The 18,151-nt window shown below is 37.8% G+C and carries 15 protein-coding genes and 1 pseudogene; 5 read left to right on the forward strand and 11 right to left on the reverse strand.

Annotation, left to right across the window (positions count from 1 at the left end):
* Positions 1 to 103: 103 nt before the first annotated feature.
* Positions 104 to 1,278, forward strand: a pseudogene (locus tag R2R35_RS09760) (ISL3 family transposase).
* Between the two features lie 244 nt (positions 1,279 to 1,522).
* Here R2R35_RS09760 and R2R35_RS09765 read toward each other — a convergent pair.
* From R2R35_RS09765 to R2R35_RS09785, 5 genes are all read right to left on the reverse strand, one after another.
* A complete protein-coding gene (locus R2R35_RS09765) occupies positions 1,523 to 1,843 on the reverse strand; it encodes a reverse transcriptase domain-containing protein (protein WP_317734343.1) in 321 nt (106 codons plus the stop codon).
* 472 nt (positions 1,844 to 2,315) lie between these two features.
* Entirely contained in the window at positions 2,316 to 3,920 is a 1,605-nt protein-coding gene (locus tag R2R35_RS09770; RefSeq protein WP_317734344.1) for a serine hydrolase, read from the reverse strand.
* On the reverse strand, positions 3,898 to 4,248 hold the full coding sequence (locus tag R2R35_RS09775) for a serine hydrolase domain-containing protein (RefSeq protein ID WP_317734345.1): 351 nt from the start codon (positions 4,246 to 4,248) through the stop codon (positions 3,898 to 3,900). Before R2R35_RS09775 ends, R2R35_RS09770 begins: the two co-directional genes overlap by 23 nt.
* Positions 4,249 to 4,373: 125 nt before the next feature.
* The gene (locus R2R35_RS09780) at positions 4,374 to 5,705 is read right to left on the reverse strand and encodes a HAMP domain-containing sensor histidine kinase (RefSeq protein ID WP_317734346.1); all 1,332 of its coding nucleotides are present in this window, start codon (positions 5,703 to 5,705) and stop codon (positions 4,374 to 4,376) included.
* Between the two features lie 107 nt (positions 5,706 to 5,812).
* A complete protein-coding gene (locus R2R35_RS09785) occupies positions 5,813 to 6,529 on the reverse strand; it encodes a response regulator transcription factor (protein WP_317734347.1) in 717 nt (238 codons plus the stop codon).
* A 481-nt stretch (positions 6,530 to 7,010) separates the two neighbouring features.
* Between R2R35_RS09785 and R2R35_RS09790 the strand changes: the two genes are divergently transcribed.
* Positions 7,011 to 8,186, forward strand: coding sequence for an ISL3 family transposase (locus R2R35_RS09790; protein WP_317734348.1), 1,176 nt, complete (start codon positions 7,011 to 7,013; stop codon positions 8,184 to 8,186).
* Positions 8,187 to 8,537: 351 nt separating this feature from the next.
* On the opposite strand, the gene prfA is transcribed toward R2R35_RS09790, so the two are convergent.
* The 5 genes from prfA to rho all read right to left on the reverse strand — a co-directional run bounded on the left by prfA (position 8,538) and on the right by rho (position 14,375).
* Complete coding sequence (gene prfA / locus R2R35_RS09795) at positions 8,538 to 9,614, reverse strand: peptide chain release factor 1 (RefSeq protein WP_317734349.1); 1,077 nt, start codon at positions 9,612 to 9,614, stop codon at positions 8,538 to 8,540.
* 115 nt (positions 9,615 to 9,729) lie between these two features.
* Positions 9,730 to 10,584, reverse strand: a complete 855-nt coding sequence (gene prmC, locus R2R35_RS09800; protein ID WP_317734350.1) for a peptide chain release factor N(5)-glutamine methyltransferase — start codon at positions 10,582 to 10,584, stop codon at positions 9,730 to 9,732.
* Positions 10,585 to 10,591: 7 nt separating this feature from the next.
* Positions 10,592 to 12,100, reverse strand: a complete 1,509-nt coding sequence (locus R2R35_RS09805; protein ID WP_317734351.1) for a DUF1385 domain-containing protein — start codon at positions 12,098 to 12,100, stop codon at positions 10,592 to 10,594.
* A 117-nt stretch (positions 12,101 to 12,217) separates the two neighbouring features.
* Entirely contained in the window at positions 12,218 to 12,427 is a 210-nt protein-coding gene (rpmE, locus tag R2R35_RS09810) for a 50S ribosomal protein L31 (RefSeq protein WP_033164568.1), read from the reverse strand.
* A 115-nt stretch (positions 12,428 to 12,542) separates the two neighbouring features.
* Entirely contained in the window at positions 12,543 to 14,375 is a 1,833-nt protein-coding gene (gene rho, locus R2R35_RS09815; RefSeq protein WP_317734352.1) for a transcription termination factor Rho, read from the reverse strand.
* A gap of 241 nt (positions 14,376 to 14,616) precedes the next feature.
* Here rho and R2R35_RS09820 point away from each other — a divergent pair, with 241 nt between their 5' ends.
* The 3 genes from R2R35_RS09820 to R2R35_RS09830 are packed head-to-tail and all read left to right on the forward strand — an operon-like array spanning position 14,617 to position 17,317.
* Positions 14,617 to 15,771 (forward strand): NAD(P)-dependent malic enzyme, encoded by a 1,155-nt coding sequence (locus R2R35_RS09820; protein ID WP_317734353.1) that lies wholly within the window; start codon positions 14,617 to 14,619, stop codon positions 15,769 to 15,771.
* Positions 15,772 to 15,812: 41 nt separating this feature from the next.
* On the forward strand, positions 15,813 to 16,769 hold the full coding sequence (locus R2R35_RS09825; protein WP_317734355.1) for a TIGR01212 family radical SAM protein: 957 nt from the start codon (positions 15,813 to 15,815) through the stop codon (positions 16,767 to 16,769).
* 26 nt (positions 16,770 to 16,795) lie between these two features.
* The gene (locus tag R2R35_RS09830; RefSeq protein WP_317734356.1) at positions 16,796 to 17,317 is read left to right on the forward strand and encodes a DUF4364 family protein; all 522 of its coding nucleotides are present in this window, start codon (positions 16,796 to 16,798) and stop codon (positions 17,315 to 17,317) included.
* Positions 17,318 to 17,399: 82 nt separating this feature from the next.
* On the opposite strand, the gene yihA is transcribed toward R2R35_RS09830, so the two are convergent.
* The gene (gene yihA, locus R2R35_RS09835; protein WP_317734357.1) at positions 17,400 to 18,002 is read right to left on the reverse strand and encodes a ribosome biogenesis GTP-binding protein YihA/YsxC; all 603 of its coding nucleotides are present in this window, start codon (positions 18,000 to 18,002) and stop codon (positions 17,400 to 17,402) included.
* Positions 18,003 to 18,151 lie beyond the last annotated feature (149 nt).

The following is an 18,151-nucleotide window of genomic DNA, read 5'->3' on the forward strand; positions in this document are numbered from 1 at the left end:
TACTTCCAACATTTTTAAGTTTATATTAAAATACATCTATACAAAGCCTCTTATAGAATGAACGTCGTCCAAAACACACATTTTAAAAGGAGGTTTTATATAGATGCACTCTAATTGTACCAAGAATCTTTTAAATTTAGAAGATATTTTTATTAAAAAAATTGTTCATGGTGATCACCATGTTAGGGTATTTATTGAGACTAATCCTTCCTTTCAGACTTGCCCATCCTGCGGTAATCAAACCAAACGCATTCACGATTACCGTTACCAGCATATTAAGGATCTCCCTTTTCAGATGAAAGATACATACTTAGTCCTTAAGAAAAGGCGATATGTTTGTAAGTGTGGAAAAAAGTTTACTGAAAAATATCCTTTTCTTCCTTCTTATCAACGACGTACCTTACGGCTCTCCTATAAGATTATTGACCAGCTCAGAAATCTCGTAAGTATCAAGTCCGTTGCGGAAGCTACGAATGTATCGGTAAGTACTGTTACTAGGCTTTTGGACACCGTTAGTTATCCTGCCCCCTCTCTTCCAGAATGCATATCCATTGATGAATTTAAGGGAAATACGGATGCCGGTAAATATCAATGCATTCTTACAGATGCCAGAAAACATCGTATATTAGACATATTACCAGACAGAACGCAGAGCCACTTAAGTTCCTATTTCAGAGAAATGAATCGGCGGAACGCTACCGCGTAAAATTCTTCGTTTGTGATATGTGGGAACCTTATGTAAATCTGGCAAAGGCATACTTCCCCAACGCAATCATTATCATTGATAAATATCATTTCATAAGATACGTTACATGGGCCATAGAAAACGTCAGAAAAAGGCTCCAAAAAACAATGCCTGCAAACTTAAGAAAGTACTATAAGAGAAGCCGTAGGCTAATTTTAACTCGTTATAAAAAACTAAAGGAAGAGAACAAAAAGGCCTGTGATCTCATGCTACTTTATAATGATGATCTACGGAAAGCCCATTTTCTAAAGGAATGGTTCTATGATATTTGCCAGAACGAGAAATATTCCTATCAGCGAACAGCTTTCTGGGATTGGGTTAAGGCAGCTGAAAAATCAGGAATTCCCGAATTTGAAGAATGTGCAAAGACATACCGAAACTGGTCAGAAGGAATACTAAATGCCCTCAAGTATAAATACACGAATGGCCCCACCGAAGGCTATAATAATAAAATCAAGGTACTCAAGAGAATATCTTTTGGAGTCCGAAACTTCAAACGTTTTCGGACAAGAATAATACACTGCTCTATTTGATTAGATTGGACGACGTAAAATTAAGAGGCTTATTTGGCATGCCCAGAAACATCAATTATAGATGTAATTACCAAAATAGCTCTAAATATAGCAATGGAGCGGGATTCAAAGAATCCCACCCCAACTATTGACACAGAGCCAAAAAACCCGTCTCAGAAAACTGAAACGGGTCTGCTATCTAATATCTTATTTCATTATTCATTCCTAAATAATACCTATCAAATATATATTTAGTTATTCTCACTCATACTTGCCAGCTTGGCAGCCTGGTCTGCTGCTCGCCACATAAATATCCTCTGATATCCGCTTCATATATAAATCTTACTTTCTTCTTTACTATGCAGTTTCTTAGTTCTCTGAGTGCATGATGCCGATTTCTTCCCGGTCTGAAACTATAAGAGAAATCCATAAATTCTTGTTCATACATAGCATCGAGAATTCTTGCGACAGCACGTTGAACCAGTCTGTCTTCTACTGTAGGAATTCCTAAAGGTCGTGTTTTCCCATTCCCTTTTGGAATTTCTACCCGTCTAACTGGTGGTGCTTGGTTTTTCTTTTCTTTCATTCTCTGCCATATATTAGCTACTCTTTCATCAATGTTGCATGCATACCGCTTCCTATATACCGAGGGATTCCTCCGTGCTGCTTTCCAGTCTCTTCACACGTTCCATTCTTTGCCAATATGCACAAGGCTCGACTTCCCTTTGTTCTCCTTTTGGAGACCTTTTTAACGACACGGTAGAATTCACTTAATGTTACGGTCTGCATGATTGCTCGCACTTCTTATCGAAGTTACTTTACCCACTCGCTTAGCACCCTATATTACTGTAACGCACCGAGTTTGGCTACACGGCTCACTGACGATTACCGTGACCGGACTTACACCGGCAAGTGTGGCCCAGCTTCGCTGGACACACTGCATAAAAAAGAGCGGTTCACTATTATTTAGTGTGAACCGACCCTTTTTAATAAAATTCTTCTCCTTGAAGTTCCTTCGTTAGTTTTTCTATTTCTCCTTTTTCCCTTACTTTACACCATTATGCAACTGGGGTTGTAAAGTTCCATGCAATCATTAATATAGTCATTATTATGATACCTAAAGTTGAAAGTATATAGCTTAATTTTATGGACTTTACTTGTTTATTTCTTATAGTTGAAATAAACCTAAAAATTAACAAAATAAAAGAAATTGATAACAAAATTATATTTAGGTAAATAAAAAAATTAGTAGTTACTATTGATGGTGAAGTATTTATCCCTAATAGATACTTCATTAATAAAATCTGATTTAATGTAATTGCAAAGCCCATAAGATTTAAGAATATTGATATTACTCTTTGTTTTTTCTCCTCCTTATTATATGAAATTTTCTTTTTCCTTTTTAATACAGCGCTAATGATAAGAAACAAAGGATACAGGATAAAAGCTAAACTGATTATTAAATATAGAATACCTTCAGTAACTAAAAACAAATTAGTATAGGGAGGTTTGATTCTTAAGTATTCTTTTCCTCCTACGCCCCCCTCATTTATCTTTGAAATATTGCTTTCTTTATCTTTTACAAAAAATATTTTATTACGTACCATTTTCACAACATCTGATACATGCTCATCCTTAAGTTCATATAAATAAGGTTTCGTTTGTACAAAGGTTAAGCCCTTAAACCTAATCGTATTATTATCAATTGCTTTTACTTTATCATTTCCACTTAAAACTCCAAATAATTTCGATATATCAGTATAATTTCTGCGTGAAGTTAAAAATTCCATACCATCTAATTCATGTGAATCCGGTAAATTAATTCCTGTACGAATTTGTTTTGGTTCATTCGCACCTAACAGCTTTTTGGTTAATCCATAAGTAACATTTATCTCTCCTGCATTATTAGTCAAAATAATTAGCCCGGTTTTAGTTGAGGGAGAAAATGACATTAATGATGTAAAACCTGTTTGAGCACCTCCATGTTGGTAATATAATACACCATCTTTATATTCCCAAAATCCGTGAGCACACCCGGTCATATCATTATTTGCTTGATAGGTAGTTGTAAATAATTCATTCTGTATCCCTTGTTTTTCAAAAAGTGGTGTCTTATCTTTCATAAAAGCTATTGCAAAATTTGCAAGGTCAGTAACTGTTCCATTTAAAGAGCCATCCGGGTAATTATCTACATATGTCCATGAACTTTTATTTAAATCACTATCATACCCCGTTGCCTTATTATCAACTATATAGCTTATGTCGTCATATCTTGGATTAGCTGTAGTACTTGTCATCCCAATCGCATGGAATATATTTTTTTCTAAATAATCATATAACTTTTCACCAGCAACACATTCCACAATATATCCAGCTAATGCAGCTCCAAAGTTTGAATAAGCTACTACCGTTCCTGGTATATATACCTGTTTAGGCATTGATCTCAAAAGCGCCTCTTCTAAATTATCAGACAATTCATCTTGACGAAATACATCTCCGCCAAAATACCTCTCTTCAAAGCCTGCAGTATGATTCATTAAATCCAGCATTGTAATTGGCTTTTCAAAGGATAACTTATGTTTTAGCTTTTCTACAAATTCCTGGGGTAAATAATTAAGTATATTTGCATTTAAATCAATTTTACCTTTTTCTACCTGTTGCATAACAGCTGTCCATGTGAAAAGATTTACTGATAGATGCAAATTCAAAAACAGTTGAATTTGCATTAACCTTTTTCTTGTTTTCTTTATCTGCGTATCCATATCCTTTTGATAATGCAATTTTTCCATCTTTGATAACTGCTATGGCTGCCCCCATTGTTGTTTTACCTATATATTGAGACATATAATTGTCTACTGTTTTTTCAATTCGATCATATGACATTGTTTGAACAAATGGAGCTTGGGCAGCATATACCTTTACGCTAGAAGCTAAAAACATATTTATTAATATGCTTATAATTAAAATTCTTATAATGAATAATTTTTTCATTTTATCCTCTGTTCTTGCGCACGCTCTTTGGGCATACCAAGTTTGTGGTGCGCAAGCACAAACTTGTAGTTGAAGTATTAGTTTTTCAATCTATTCCCCTTATTTAAAGTTGTAATCTTATAGTATTATCCTAATGACTGGTTATCACGAGAAAATTGAATTATAAACTCGGTACCCTTCCCCAGCTCCGAATGGACTTTAATATTTCCATTGTGCTTCTCAATAATTCTCTTCGATATAGTTAATCCCAATCCTGACCCACCGTCACTAGGTCTGGTAACATCTCCTCTTATAAACTCACGGAATGCATTTTCTTGAAGTTCTTTTGACATACCGATTCCATTATCTCTGATTTTAATTATGATGGAATTTACCTCTTCTAACAGTTCCACGGATATTATGGTTCCTTTTGGATTATATTTCAAGCTATTACTCAATAGATTTGTAATGGCACGATCCATTTCTATCCTTGAAATCGGGAAGATAATTTCTTTTTCCGGGATATTCAAATCCAAATCAAATCTCTGCTCTTCAATCTCAATAAAGCACGAAGCTATCGTTTCTCTTAGAAATTCAGCTATATCCGTTTCTTGTTTCGCAATTTCATAATTTTCCATATCCAGCTTAGAATAAAGAAATAATTCATTCACCATTTCATTCACCTGTATAGATTTATCAACGATGTACTGAAGGTATTTCTTTTTATCACTATCTTCCATTATCATGTCTTCATTTAAGGCTTTAGCAAAACCATAGATGGTAGTAATTGGTGTCTTTATATCATGGGATATATTCATTATCATTTGTTTTTTTCTTTCGCTTGTTAGATTTTGTTCTGTTTCTAAATCCTGAAGTTTCTCAAGCATTGTATTAAAAGCATCTCGTATCACAAGAAATTCCCGCTCTGCTTCAAAATCCAGTTTTAATCTTGAGTTATCCTCTGTCATTTTCTGAATTCCTTCCGTGATCATTTTCAAAGATTTTATGATTTTACGGTAGGACAACCTGCTGTATAGTATGATGTTAATTATAATTAAAAAGGAAATCACTAGAAGACAAGCAACAACAAAAAACTCTATTGCAGCTTTGGAATTGCCAATTGGGTCGTTTACTGCCATATAGATAAATAAGGATCCCAGCGATTTTTGAGGAATCTTTACGATGCAAAAATAATCTTTCCCTTCCACTCCTTTAAAGCTAGTGATAGAATAACTGTAGCCATTCAGATGATATCCCGGGTTAGCCATATTAAGTAGTTCGCTCTGTGAATAATTGAATTTATCATCTTCCTTGGTTCCAATGACATAGATTACATCCCTTCCACGTACGATTTCAACCCAACCTTTTAAATCTGTGATAGATTCTGAATCAATATTTTTATAATCGGGACGCACAATTCTACTAGCGGATATGATAGACGGTATCTGTCCCTTCCCAAATAGAGACACGCTCAGCATTGATATGAGAATAACTCCGAAGACTAGAGTAATAACTAATGATACAATAAAAATAATATAATTATGAATTAATGTTCCATGTAGACTTTTTGATCGGATTCTCAATTTTACCGTCCTTTGCTGTCAGAACGTCCTTCAAATTTATACCCTAAGCCTCTGACTGTTTTTATATAGTACGGGTTTTTAGGATCATCTTCAATTTTCTCACGAATATTACTCATATGTACCATAATAGTGCTGTCATCTGAATTATAAGGATCCTCCCATACTCGTTCAAAAATTTGTTTCTTTGTAAACACTCTACCGATCTGCTGCATCAACATGGATAAAATTTTGAATTCAGTAGAGGTAAAAGAAAGCTCCTTCCCACACTTTTTAATAACACAACACTCCAAGTCAAGAGTAATGTCCCCAGATGTGATTATTCTCTTCTTTTCCTGAGGTATTGCTTGATTAAGCAGATAAAATCTTCTAATCTGTGATTGAATTCTTGCTGTTAATTCCAGAGGGTCAAAAGGTTTTGTAACATAATCATCTGCTCCTAAACCAAGTCCAAGAATAATATCATTTTTTGTATTTTTTGCTGATAAAACAATAACCGGAATGTGGTACTTTTCTCTAATCCGCCGTACCAGTTGAAAACCATCCATACCCGGCATCATGATATCAATAACCGCAAGATCACTTCCCGACTCCTCAATCAACTTCCATGCGGTAAACCCATCATAAGCTTTTATTACTTCAAATTTCTCTTTTAATAAATAAATTTCAATTAATTCAACAATTTCCTTTTCATCATCTGCAATTAAAATTTTTCTTCCCACAAATTTTCAAATTCTCCTTCCTGCATACCATAAATTTATACTTTCTGATAGTGATTATATATTTAATATGTTAGAAAATAAAGATCACCTTTACTTTCCATCATGTCTTCCATAACCTAATCAAATATTACTGTACCAGCGGCGATAAATATTCTCTAGATTTTTTAGATAAGAGTCGTCCACTATCTTCTGATCTAGATTTATAAGCTTCTTAATAATGTAAATTCAAGTCAGGATGAAGATGATTTATATAAAGGATAACATAGAAACCTGAAGTTATTCTAAACTCAACCTAAAGATTACCTTAAAATGTTCAATTAAAATCTGAGTATCCAATTTTTTTAATTAAAAATCTATACCCCATTTACATTTTCATAGAACATATTTGAAGGTGTGAAGCTATCTAAAATACATCTATACAAAGCCTCTTATAGAATGAACGTCGTCCAAAACACACATTTTAAAAGGAGGTTTTATATAGATGCACTCTAATTGTACCAAGAATCTTCTAAATTTAGAAGATATTTTTATTAAAAAAATTGTTCATGGTGATCACCATGTTAGGGTATTTATTGAGACTAATCCTTCCTTTCAGACTTGCCCATCCTGCGGTAATCAAACCAAACGCATTCACGATTACCGTTACCAGCATATTAAGGATCTCCCTTTTCAGATGAAAGATACATACTTAGTCCTTAAGAAAAGGCGATATATTTGTAAGTGTGGGAAAAAGTTTACTGAAAAATATCCTTTTCTTCCTTCTTATCAACGGCGTACCTTACGGCTCTCCTATAAGATTATTGACCAGCTCAGAAATCTCGTAAGTATCAAGTCCGTTGCGGAAGCTACGAATGTATCGGTAAGTACTGTTACTAGGCTTTTGGACACCGTTAGTTATCCTGCCCCCTCTCTTCCAGAATGCATATCCATTGATGAATTTAAGGGAAATACGGATGCCGGTAAATATCAATGCATTCTTACAGATGCCAGAAAACACCGTATATTAGACATCTTACCAGACAGAACGCAGAGCCACTTAAGTTCCTATTTCAGAGAAATGAATCGCGCGGAACGCTACCGCGTAAAATTCTTCGTTTGTGATATGTGGGAACCTTATGTAAATCTGGCAAAGGCATACTTCCCCAACGCAATCATTATCATTGATAAATATCATTTCATAAGATACGTTACATGGGCCATTGAAAACGTCAGAAAAAGGCTCCAAAAAACAATGCCTGCAAACTTAAGAAAGTACTATAAGAGAAGCCGTAGGCTAATTTTAACTCGTTATAAAAAACTAAAGGAAGAGAACAAAAAGGCCTGTGATCTCATGCTACTTTATAATGATGATCTACGGAAAGCCCATTTTCTAAAGGAATGGTTCTATGATATTTGCCAGAACGAGAAATATTCCTATCAGCGAACAGCTTTCTGGGATTGGGTTAAGGCAGCTGAAAAATCAGGAATTCCCGAATTTGAAGAATGTGCAAAGACATACCGAAACTGGTCAGAAGGAATACTAAATGCCCTCAAGTATAAATACACGAATGGCCCCACCGAAGGCTATAATAATAAAATCAAGGTACTCAAGAGAATATCTTTTGGAGTCCGAAACTTCAAACGTTTTCGGACAAGAATAATACACTGCTCTATTTGATTAGATTGGACGACGTAAAATTAAGAGGCTTATTTGGCATGCCCAGAAACATCAATTATAGATGTAATTACCAAAATAGCTCTAAATATAGCAATGGAGCGGGATTCAAAGAATCCCACCCCAACTATTGACACAGAGCCGCTTTTATTAAGCCAGGTAAATTTCGTATTTACATATTCTATACAGTAACCTACAGAAAAGCCATAGTTTAAAATGATGTTTTTTCGATATTAAGTCAAATAGTCATTACCTTAGTGCAGCAAAAAGACCCGTCTCAGTAAAACTGGAACGGGTCCGTCTATCTAATTTCTTATTTCATGATTATTCCCAAATAACACCTATTGAATATATTTAGTTATTTTCACTCATACTTGCCAGCTTAGCAGCCTGATCGGCTGCTATAAGACTATCCACAACCTCTTCCAGGTCTCCGTTAAGAACATTATCCAACTGATGAAGGGTAAGCTTAATGCGGTGGTCTGTTACACGTCCCTGGGGGAAATTGTAGGTACGGATTTTCTCGGAACGGTCTCCGGTTCCCACCTGGCTTCTTCTGGCTTCTGCCTCTGCATTATGCGCTTTTTCAAGCTCCAGCTCATAAAGCTTGCTTCGTAATACCTTTAATGCCTTATCCCTGTTCTTTAACTGGGATTTTTCATCCTGACAGGAAATTACGATACCAGTAGGAATATGCGTCAGACGAACAGCAGAGTCTGTAGTATTAACGCACTGTCCACCGTTACCGGAGGAGCGGAATACATCAAACTTACAATCTTTCATATCAAGCTCTACGTCTACTTCTTCTGCTTCTGGCATAATTGCAACCGTTGTGGTGGAGGTATGGATACGTCCGCCGGACTCGGTTACCGGTATACGCTGTACACGGTGTACACCGCTTTCGTATTTCATTTTGGAATAAACACCTTTACCATTTATCATGAAAACCACTTCCTTGAAGCCTCCAAGGCCGTTTTCATTTAAGTTCATCATATCTATCTTCCACTTCTGGCTTTCGGCGTATTTGGAATACATGCGGAAGAGCTCGGCTGCAAAGAGAGCTGCTTCATCACCACCGGCACCGCCTCTGATTTCTACGATAACGTTCTTGTCATCATTAGGGTCTTTGGGAAGTAGGAGGATTTTAAGCTCTTTTTCTATTGATTCTATCTTTTCCTTGCAGGAATTCAGTTCTTCTTTGGCAAGCTCACGAAGTTCTTCGTCGCTTTCTTCCTCTAACATCATAAGGCTGTCTTCAATTCCTGCCTTTGTATCCTTATATTCTGTGAATTTCTCAACAAGGGGAGCAAGGTCATTCTGCTCCTTCATAAGCTTACGAAAACGTGCCTGGTCATTTACTACACCTGGGTCATTTAATTCATCCGTTAACTCCTGGTAACGGATTAACAAATCTTCTAATTTATCAAACATTTGGGTTCCTCCATTTTTACATTGGTTGAATTGGGTTTTTTGATACTCGCTGCAATTTATGGTATCAATACCCATATCAAATTATTAGCACTTTAAACTTTCCAGGTTTGAAACGCTAAGTAAAAGGTTCCCCTTTTTTCTGACTCCATGTTCCTGTAACTACTCTGTCAAGTCCTGCCAAATCTTTTATTATATGAATGTTTTTCATTTCTGCTTCCTGTAACAATTTCTTCACTGCCTCTCCCTGATCATATCCAATCTCAAAAAGGACGTGTCCGCCGGGATTAAGATAATCCTTTAACCCCCTACAGATCTTTTTGTAAAAAAACAATCCGTCTTCCTTACCGTCAAGAGCTATAACAGGCTCGTGATCCTTTACCTCTTCCATTAAGGTAGGAATAACTTCTGTTTGAATATATGGTGGATTTGATATTATTATATCATATTTTCCTTCAACCTGTGAATAGATATCACTTTTTACGAGATCAACAGTAACTTGTAATTGCTCCGCATTTTCCCGTGCTATCTCAAGTGCTGCTTCTGATATATCCACACCTGTTCCGTAACTGATACTACCAAGTCTTGCTAAAGACAAAAGAATACATCCGGAACCTGTACATATATCAAGTACACGCTTCCCTTCACTTAATTTCAAAGCTTCCATAACCAGAATCTCTGTATCCTGTCTTGGTATTAATACACCTTCCCGAACCCGGAAATTAAGCCCCATAAATTCCTGTTCACCGGTTATATACTGGAGCGGAATATGTTGGCAGCGTTTCTTAATCCCTTCCTGGTAGACTTCATAATCCTCAAGTGACATTTCTTTCAAAGGATTCATGAGATATTCTGCCTTACTTATACGAAGCAAAGAAGACAATAGCAGCCATGCATCTAATTCACCATTCTCTATATTCCTGTCTGACAGTTCTCTCCTGCCGGTCTGAAAAGCTTCTTGTATGGTTATCATTCTACGATCAATCCTTCTTGGCAGCCTCATCGGTAACAGCCACAAAGTCATCCAACGCTCTTAAGATCTCATCCTCTTCTTCAAAGATATCCCTTGCCTGTAATGGTTCCATTCTCATAGAGGTTGCTGCAGTTTCTCTTACAGCTCTATTATCTTCTGCTTTCTTCTGATTATTGTTTCTTGCTGTATTTGCTCTATCTTTTTTACCAGATGTACTTTTTTTATTATTTCTTGCGGCTGAATTCTGTTTCTGGGTACTTTCCTGCTTCTGGATATCTGTTTGATTCTGGATATCTGCTTGTTTCTGATTACTTTTCTCTGACTTTATACTATCCTCTGACTTGAGATTTTTATTCTCTATGTTCTTGTTATCTCTATTCTGATTATTGTTGCTTTTGATATTGCTTCCCATCTTCTGGACAGATTTAGCCTGAGCTGACTTGGAATTATTTTGTGTGTTCTTAGAAGTGTTTTTATTACCGCTGGAGTTTTTCGTCCGGTTGTTTGATTTTTCTTTTGCTTCATGAACAGCTGACTGTTTTTCGTTTCCTGCCGTCTTGCCTTCCTCTGTTGGAATCTCAGCGGTTTCACTGTCCTCCACTCCTAAAAAGTCTTTCCAGTTAAATACCGCTTCTACCGATTTAATTGCTACTTCTATCATATCATTATCAGGTTCTCTGGTGGTAAGCCCTTGAAGCCACATACCTGGTTTGCTTAACACTCTGACTGCAATAGAATCGTTTCTACCGGCAAAACGGATAAACTCATAGGATATACCGGCAATTACCGGAATCAGTACAATTCTGCTTGCATAACGAAGCCAGGTAATATCTGTACGAATAAACATAAAGAAGATCACACTCACAAACATAACGATAAATAAAAAGCTGGTTCCACATCTTTTATGCTGTCTGGACTGCCATTTAACATTTTCAACAGTAAGTTCAAAGCCATTTTCAATACAATTAATGGTCTTGTGCTCTGCACCATGGTACATAAATACCCGCTTAATATCCTTAAGCTGTGAGATTGCAACTACATACAATACAAAAATGACAATTCTTATAATGCCCTCTACCAGGGCAACCAGGCTGTCCGATTTGATAACCTTACCTAACTGAGTAGCAGCAAATGCAGGCAGAACAATAAAGATTCCCACTGCAAGTACAACGGCAATGATCATAGTAACAGCTGCCAGTATCGCTTCTCCTTTATCTTTAAATACCTTTGATAAAGCCTTGTCCACTTTTGATTCTTTGGCTGTTTCCTCTTCTTCGTAAAAGCTTGCGGAGAAATTAAGCGTCTTGATACCAATTGACATAGATTCCGCAAAAGCCAGTATGCCTCTTAGAATTGGCAGCTTCCACACTTTATATTTATCTGCAATACTGTTAAAAGAGTCTTCTTTTACTATAATTTCGTTGTCCGGCTTTCTTACGGCAATGGCATAACGTTCTTTGTTCTTCATCATTACGCCTTCAATAACTGCCTGTCCTCCGATTCCTGATGGTTTCATATGCTTATCCTTTCTTTGATAAAACATGCCAAAATACTAAAATTTAAATACGAATTTAAAAATAGGCTGAGATAATTATACCTCAACCTGTTTTTAACACATAGTCATTATTGTCATTTATTGTTCCTGATTAAGACCATATCTGCGGTTGAACTTATCAATTGCACCGCGAGCCGCTGCAGCTTTCTGCTGTCCGGTATAGAAAGAATGGCACTTAGAACAGATTTCTACGTGGATATCGCTCTTTGTTGAGCCTGTTACAAATTCATTACCACAGTTACAAACTACCTTTGCCTGATGATAATTAGGATGGATTCCCTCTTTCATGCTTTTCACCTCTTTACAACAAACATAATTTTTTTAAAGTTGACTAATTGTCAAACTAATTTGTTATTTAAAACAGCTTTCTAATTATAACATAGGATTATTTGGTTTGCAAGTCCTAATTAATCAATTTCGTTTTTTTCACAATCTCGATAAATTCTGCATTTGTCTTCGTTTTCAGGAACATATCTATAATCCGTTCAACAGCATCATCAGACTTCAGGCTATTGAAAGCTTTTCTCATTAAATAAGTAGCTTCCAGCTCTGACTGGCTTAATAAGAGGTCGTCTCTTCTGGTGCTGGATCGGGGCAGATCAATGGCAGGGAAGATTCTCTTCTCTGAAAGATTACGGTCCAGGACAAGCTCCATGTTACCGGTTCCCTTAAATTCTTCAAATACTACATCATCCATACGGCTTCCCGTATCTACAAGGGCTGTGGCAAGAATAGTAAGACTGCCGCCTTCTCTCATATTTCTAGCTGCTCCAAAGAAACGCTTTGGCATATGGAGTGCCGCAGGGTCAAGACCACCGGATAACGTCCTTCCGCTTGCCTGAACTGTAAGGTTATATGCCCTTGCAAGTCTTGTTATACTGTCTAAGAGAATTACTACTTCCTGTTTATGCTCAACAAGACGTTTCGCACGTTCAATTACCATTTCAGATACTCTTTTATGATTTTCCGGCAATTCATCAAAAGTAGAGTAGATAACTTCTACATTCTTACCTTCAATGGATTCCTTAATATCCGTTACTTCTTCCGGACGCTCATCAATCAGAAGAATGATTAGCTTGACGCCGGGATGATTTATGGTTATTGCTTTGGCAATCTGCTTTAAAAGCGTAGTCTTACCGGTCTTAGGCTGAGAAACAATCATACCTCTTTGTCCTTTGCCAATAGGAGATACCAGGTCCACCATACGCATGGATACATTTGCTCCAGGTGTTTCAAGGTGGATTCTCTCATTGGGGAATATGGGGGTCAGATCCTCGAACTTCTTTCGTTTCTGTGCTTCCGCAGGATGAAAACCATTGACACCCTTAACAAATAAAAGAGCACTGAATTTCTCTCCCTGACTCTTAATTCTGGTATTACCAGCAACAATATCCCCGGTCTTTAAGCAAAAACGTCTGATCTGAGCAGGTGATACATATACATCATTCTCACCGGGCAGATAATTATCACAGCGGATAAAACCATAACCATCAGGCATAACTTCCAGGATGCCCTCTTTGGTCTCACCACTATCTAAAGCCTCTGTATCTTGGGACAGACTGCTTCTTCTGACTTCATTTTCCGGATTGCCATTCTGCCAATAAGAATTCTTTCTGCCATCTTCCTGTACATTCTGGTTATACGGCGGATTCTGGGGATTTCTGCGGGCATAGGACTCCTGATTTCCATTAGTATTTCTAGTATCGGCAGTATTTCTTATGTCGGAAGTGTTTCTTGTATCGGAAGTGTTTCTTGTGTCCGTATTATTATCGTTTCTGTAGTTTCTTCTTATCTGAGTTGAAGCGGCCTTTTCTTCTTCTTTGTTATCGGTTTCTTTATTGTCCGCTTCTCTATTTGCTTGTTCTTTGCTTATTGTTTCTTTATTCAAGAGTTCTTTACTACTCACTTCTTTACTAACTGCTTCCTTACTATTCACTTCTTTAATAAGTGCTTCTTTATTATTTGCTTCTCTGCTCGTCTCTTCTTTACCAGCCTCTTCTTTTGTTTCACGCTCTAGTTTTGTTATTGTTTCCTTCTCTGCCGGTTTCGTCAGCTCAACTTCTTTTTTCGCCTCCCCTTTCCCAGCAATATTCTTCTTTTCTTCCACTGCCTCTGTACCCGCTCCTAATATATCAATAAGCTCCTGCTTTCGCAGGGTGGATACACTTTTAATGCCTCTGCTCTTTGCTAATGTTCTAAGCTCTGCTAAGGACATTTCACTAATTTGTACTTCCATGAATTCTTGCTCCTTTACAAGTATAAAATTGTTTAAAGTATTTGGGAATGGTTTCGATTTGATCTAGAAGTTCTCATGAATTAAACCAAAAATTACTACTGAGGTATATTATAACCTATTATATACAAAAAATAAAGTGTCTTTTACACAGCTTTATATATTTTTCTTATCTTGCTTTCCCTACTTTTCAGTGATATGATGTCTTTAGCCAAGCGGCATTCATAAGGAAGGCGGTTAATTTATGACAAACAGTGATAAAGCTCTGTTATTGCACGAACAATGGCAGGGAAAGATTTCAACAGAGGCAAAATGCTCCGTTAAAACCAGAGAGGACCTGGCACTTGCCTATACGCCGGGTGTTGCAGAACCCTGTAAGGTGATAGCAGAAGATAAAGATGCAGCCTATAAATATACCTTAAAATCCAATACCGTAGCAGTTGTTTCAGACGGCAGTGCCGTACTGGGTCTGGGTAACATCGGTCCCTATGCTGCCATGCCGGTTATGGAGGGTAAAGCCGTATTATTTAAGGAATTTGGAGATGTTAATGCTTTTCCCATCTGCCTGGACACTCAGGATACAGAAGAGATTATTGAGACCGTAGTCCGAATCGCACCTGCATTTGGTGGTATTAACCTGGAGGATATTTCTGCCCCTCGTTGCTTCGAAATCGAAGAACGACTGAAAGAACTTCTTACTATACCCGTATTTCATGATGATCAGCACGGTACAGCTATAGTTGTACTGGCAGGAGTAATCAATGCTCTCTTAGTAACCGGAAGGAAAAAGGAAACTTCCAAAGTGGTTATCAACGGCGCCGGTTCCGCTGGTATTGCCATTGCCAAACTGCTCTTAAACTACGGTTTTAAGAACCTGACCCTTTGTGACAGAGTTGGTATCCTCTCAGAGAATACACCGGATCTGAACTGGATGCAGAAGCAGCTCACCGCTGTAACCAACCTGGATAAGAAAGAAGGCTCATTAAGCGATGCCTTAAAAGGTGCCGATATCTTTATCGGAGTATCCGCTCCCGGTATTGTATCAAAGGAAATGGTCGCATCTATGAACAAAGATGCCATTTTATTTGCCATGGCCAATCCTGTGCCTGAGATCATGCCGGACCTTGCAAAAGAAGCCGGCGCAAAGGTAATTGGAACCGGAAGATCAGATTTTCCCAATCAGGTTAACAATGTTATTGCTTTTCCCGGTATCTTTAAAGGTGCCCTTGAAAGCAGAGCAAGCCAGATTACGGAAGAGATGAAATTGGCAGCTGCAATTGCAATTGCAGGACTGGTAGCTGAGAATGAGCTGAATGAAGATAATATACTGCCTCAACCATTTGACCCCAGAGTCTGTGAGGCAGTCAGCAATGCCGTGAAATCCCACGTGAAGAAATAAATTTACAGACTTTAAACAGAAGCTTAGGAAGGAGCGGCCTGTTGTCAGAGAAAAGAATAAGGGGTGACAAGCCCTATTACTCCCTGGATTATTACCTGAAAGAAACCTTTGGCAGGAAAATATATAAGCTCTCTTTAAATGCAGGTCTTACCTGCCCTAACAGGGACGGAACCCTTGGCCTTGGCGGCTGTATCTTTTGCAGCAGCGGAGGCAGTGGTGATTTTGGCGCTTCTCCTTTATTATCTGTTACAGAACAGATTGAAGCAGGAAAAGCACTTATATATAAGAAGCTCCCGGCAGCTGTAAAAACTGCTCCGGTCAATTCCGAAGAAAAAGAGGCTTCCTTTATCGCCTATTTTCAGGCTTATACAAATACTTATGGTGAAATAACCTATCTGCGAAAGACCTTTATGGAGGCACTGAATCATAAAGACATTGCTCTTTTATCCATCGCTACCAGACCTGATTGTCTGGGAGAGGATGTACTGGAACTTCTGGCGGAATGTGCCGCTAAAAAGCCCTTATGGGTAGAATTGGGACTTCAGACCATCCACGAGGATACTGCTGAATTTATCCGAAGAGGATATCCTCTTCCCGTCTTTGAGAAAGCTGTTAAGGATCTGAAGGCCATCGGTGCAGAGATTATTACCCACATGATACTGGGACTTCCCGGCGAAGACAGCTCAAAAGTTATGGCCTCCATGAACTATCTTGCTAAACTGCCCATTCAGGGTGTTAAACTGCAGCTCCTCCATGTACTGAAAGATACCGAGCTTGCCCACATACCATATAAAGCCATGGAGCTGGAAGAATATACGGACCTTTTAATAGCCTGTATTGAAAATCTGCCGGATTCCATGGTAGTACACCGGCTTACCGGTGACGGGCCCAAGAAACTGTTACTCTCCCCCTTATGGAGTGGTAATAAGAAACTTGTGTTAAATTACATTCATAAAGAGATGAAGGCCAGGGATTCCTGGCAGGGAAAATCGTTATAAGTTCTTTTTGCGAAAGGAGGCTTTTTATGCAGACAGATGCCTTAACTCTATACAAACTGATTATACTTTTTCTTCTGGATAAAGTAGATTTCCCTTTGACCAATGCTCAAATCTCCAACTTTATCCTGGACAAGGAATATACCAATTATTTCAGCCTGCAACAGTGCATATCCGAATTAACAGAAGAAGAATTCATGACGGTGCAAACCGTCGGCCACAGCTCCCTGTACCAGATAACCCCTTCTGGTGAAGAAACCCTCTCCTTTTTTCAGAATATGATATCCTCCGCAATTCAAGAGGAGATTGTAAGCTATCTAAAGGAAAATAAGTATTCCTTACGAGATGAATCTTCCATTCTTTCTGAATACCATAAAACCGGCAAGGATGAATATACTGTTTCCCTGCGTGTTATGGAAAAAAAGAATCCGATCATAGACATTAATCTAGCCGTACCAACCGAGGAGGATGCCTCCAAAATCTGCAGAAACTGGCGTGGCCAAAGTCAGGAAATATATTCTTATGTCTTAAGCAGTCTTTTGAAGGAATAAAAAATACCTGAAAACTAATAATACCGGCCTTGCTGCAGTGCTTGAATATCCTTCCGCCGCTGCAATAAGACCGGTATTTTAACTATTCCTCTGAACTGTCTGTATTAATATTTTCTTCTATTAGATCCCAGATTTCATCTCTGCCCTGTTTAGACAAAGCTGAAAAAGGAAGTATTCGGGTAGTGCTTTTAGCACCAAGTCCCTGTCTTATCAGCTTAATCTGCTTATCCTTCTGGCTTCGGTTAATCTTATCCAGTTTTGTAGCAATAATGACAGGCTCATAGCCCTGATGTACAATCCAATCGTACATCAGCCTGTCATTGGCTGATGGTTCATGCCTAATATCCAATAGTAAAAAGATTATCTTAAGCTGCTTGGAAGTCTTAAGATAGTTCTCAATCATTTTCCCCCATTTTGCTTTTAATGATTCTGATACTTTAGCATAACCATAGCCTGGTAAGTCTACAAAATACAATTCTTCATTTATATTGTAGAAGTTAATCGTCTGGGTTTTTCCGGGCTGACCGCTGGTCCTCGCATAGGACTTTCGATTCATCAGTCCATTTATCAGTGAGGACTTTCCTACATTTGATTTTCCCGCAAAGGCGATTTCCGGTTTGTCATTTTCCGGTAATGTACTGGTAATACCGCAGACGGTTTCCAGGTTAACGTTCTTTACATGCATATGTTTCTCCTTTCCTGCCGTTTAAGATAACAGCATATAGTTCCTCCAGGTAGCTGATAGCTGCCCTGTGCCAGTCTTGTTGTTCCACACTGTGTAATTTCTGTACGGGGAACAGCAAGTTGTGAATTTGGGACACATGGTGTTACCGT

The organism is Anaerocolumna sp. AGMB13020, assembly GCF_033100115.1.
GTDB lineage: Bacteria > Bacillota > Clostridia > Lachnospirales > Lachnospiraceae > Anaerocolumna.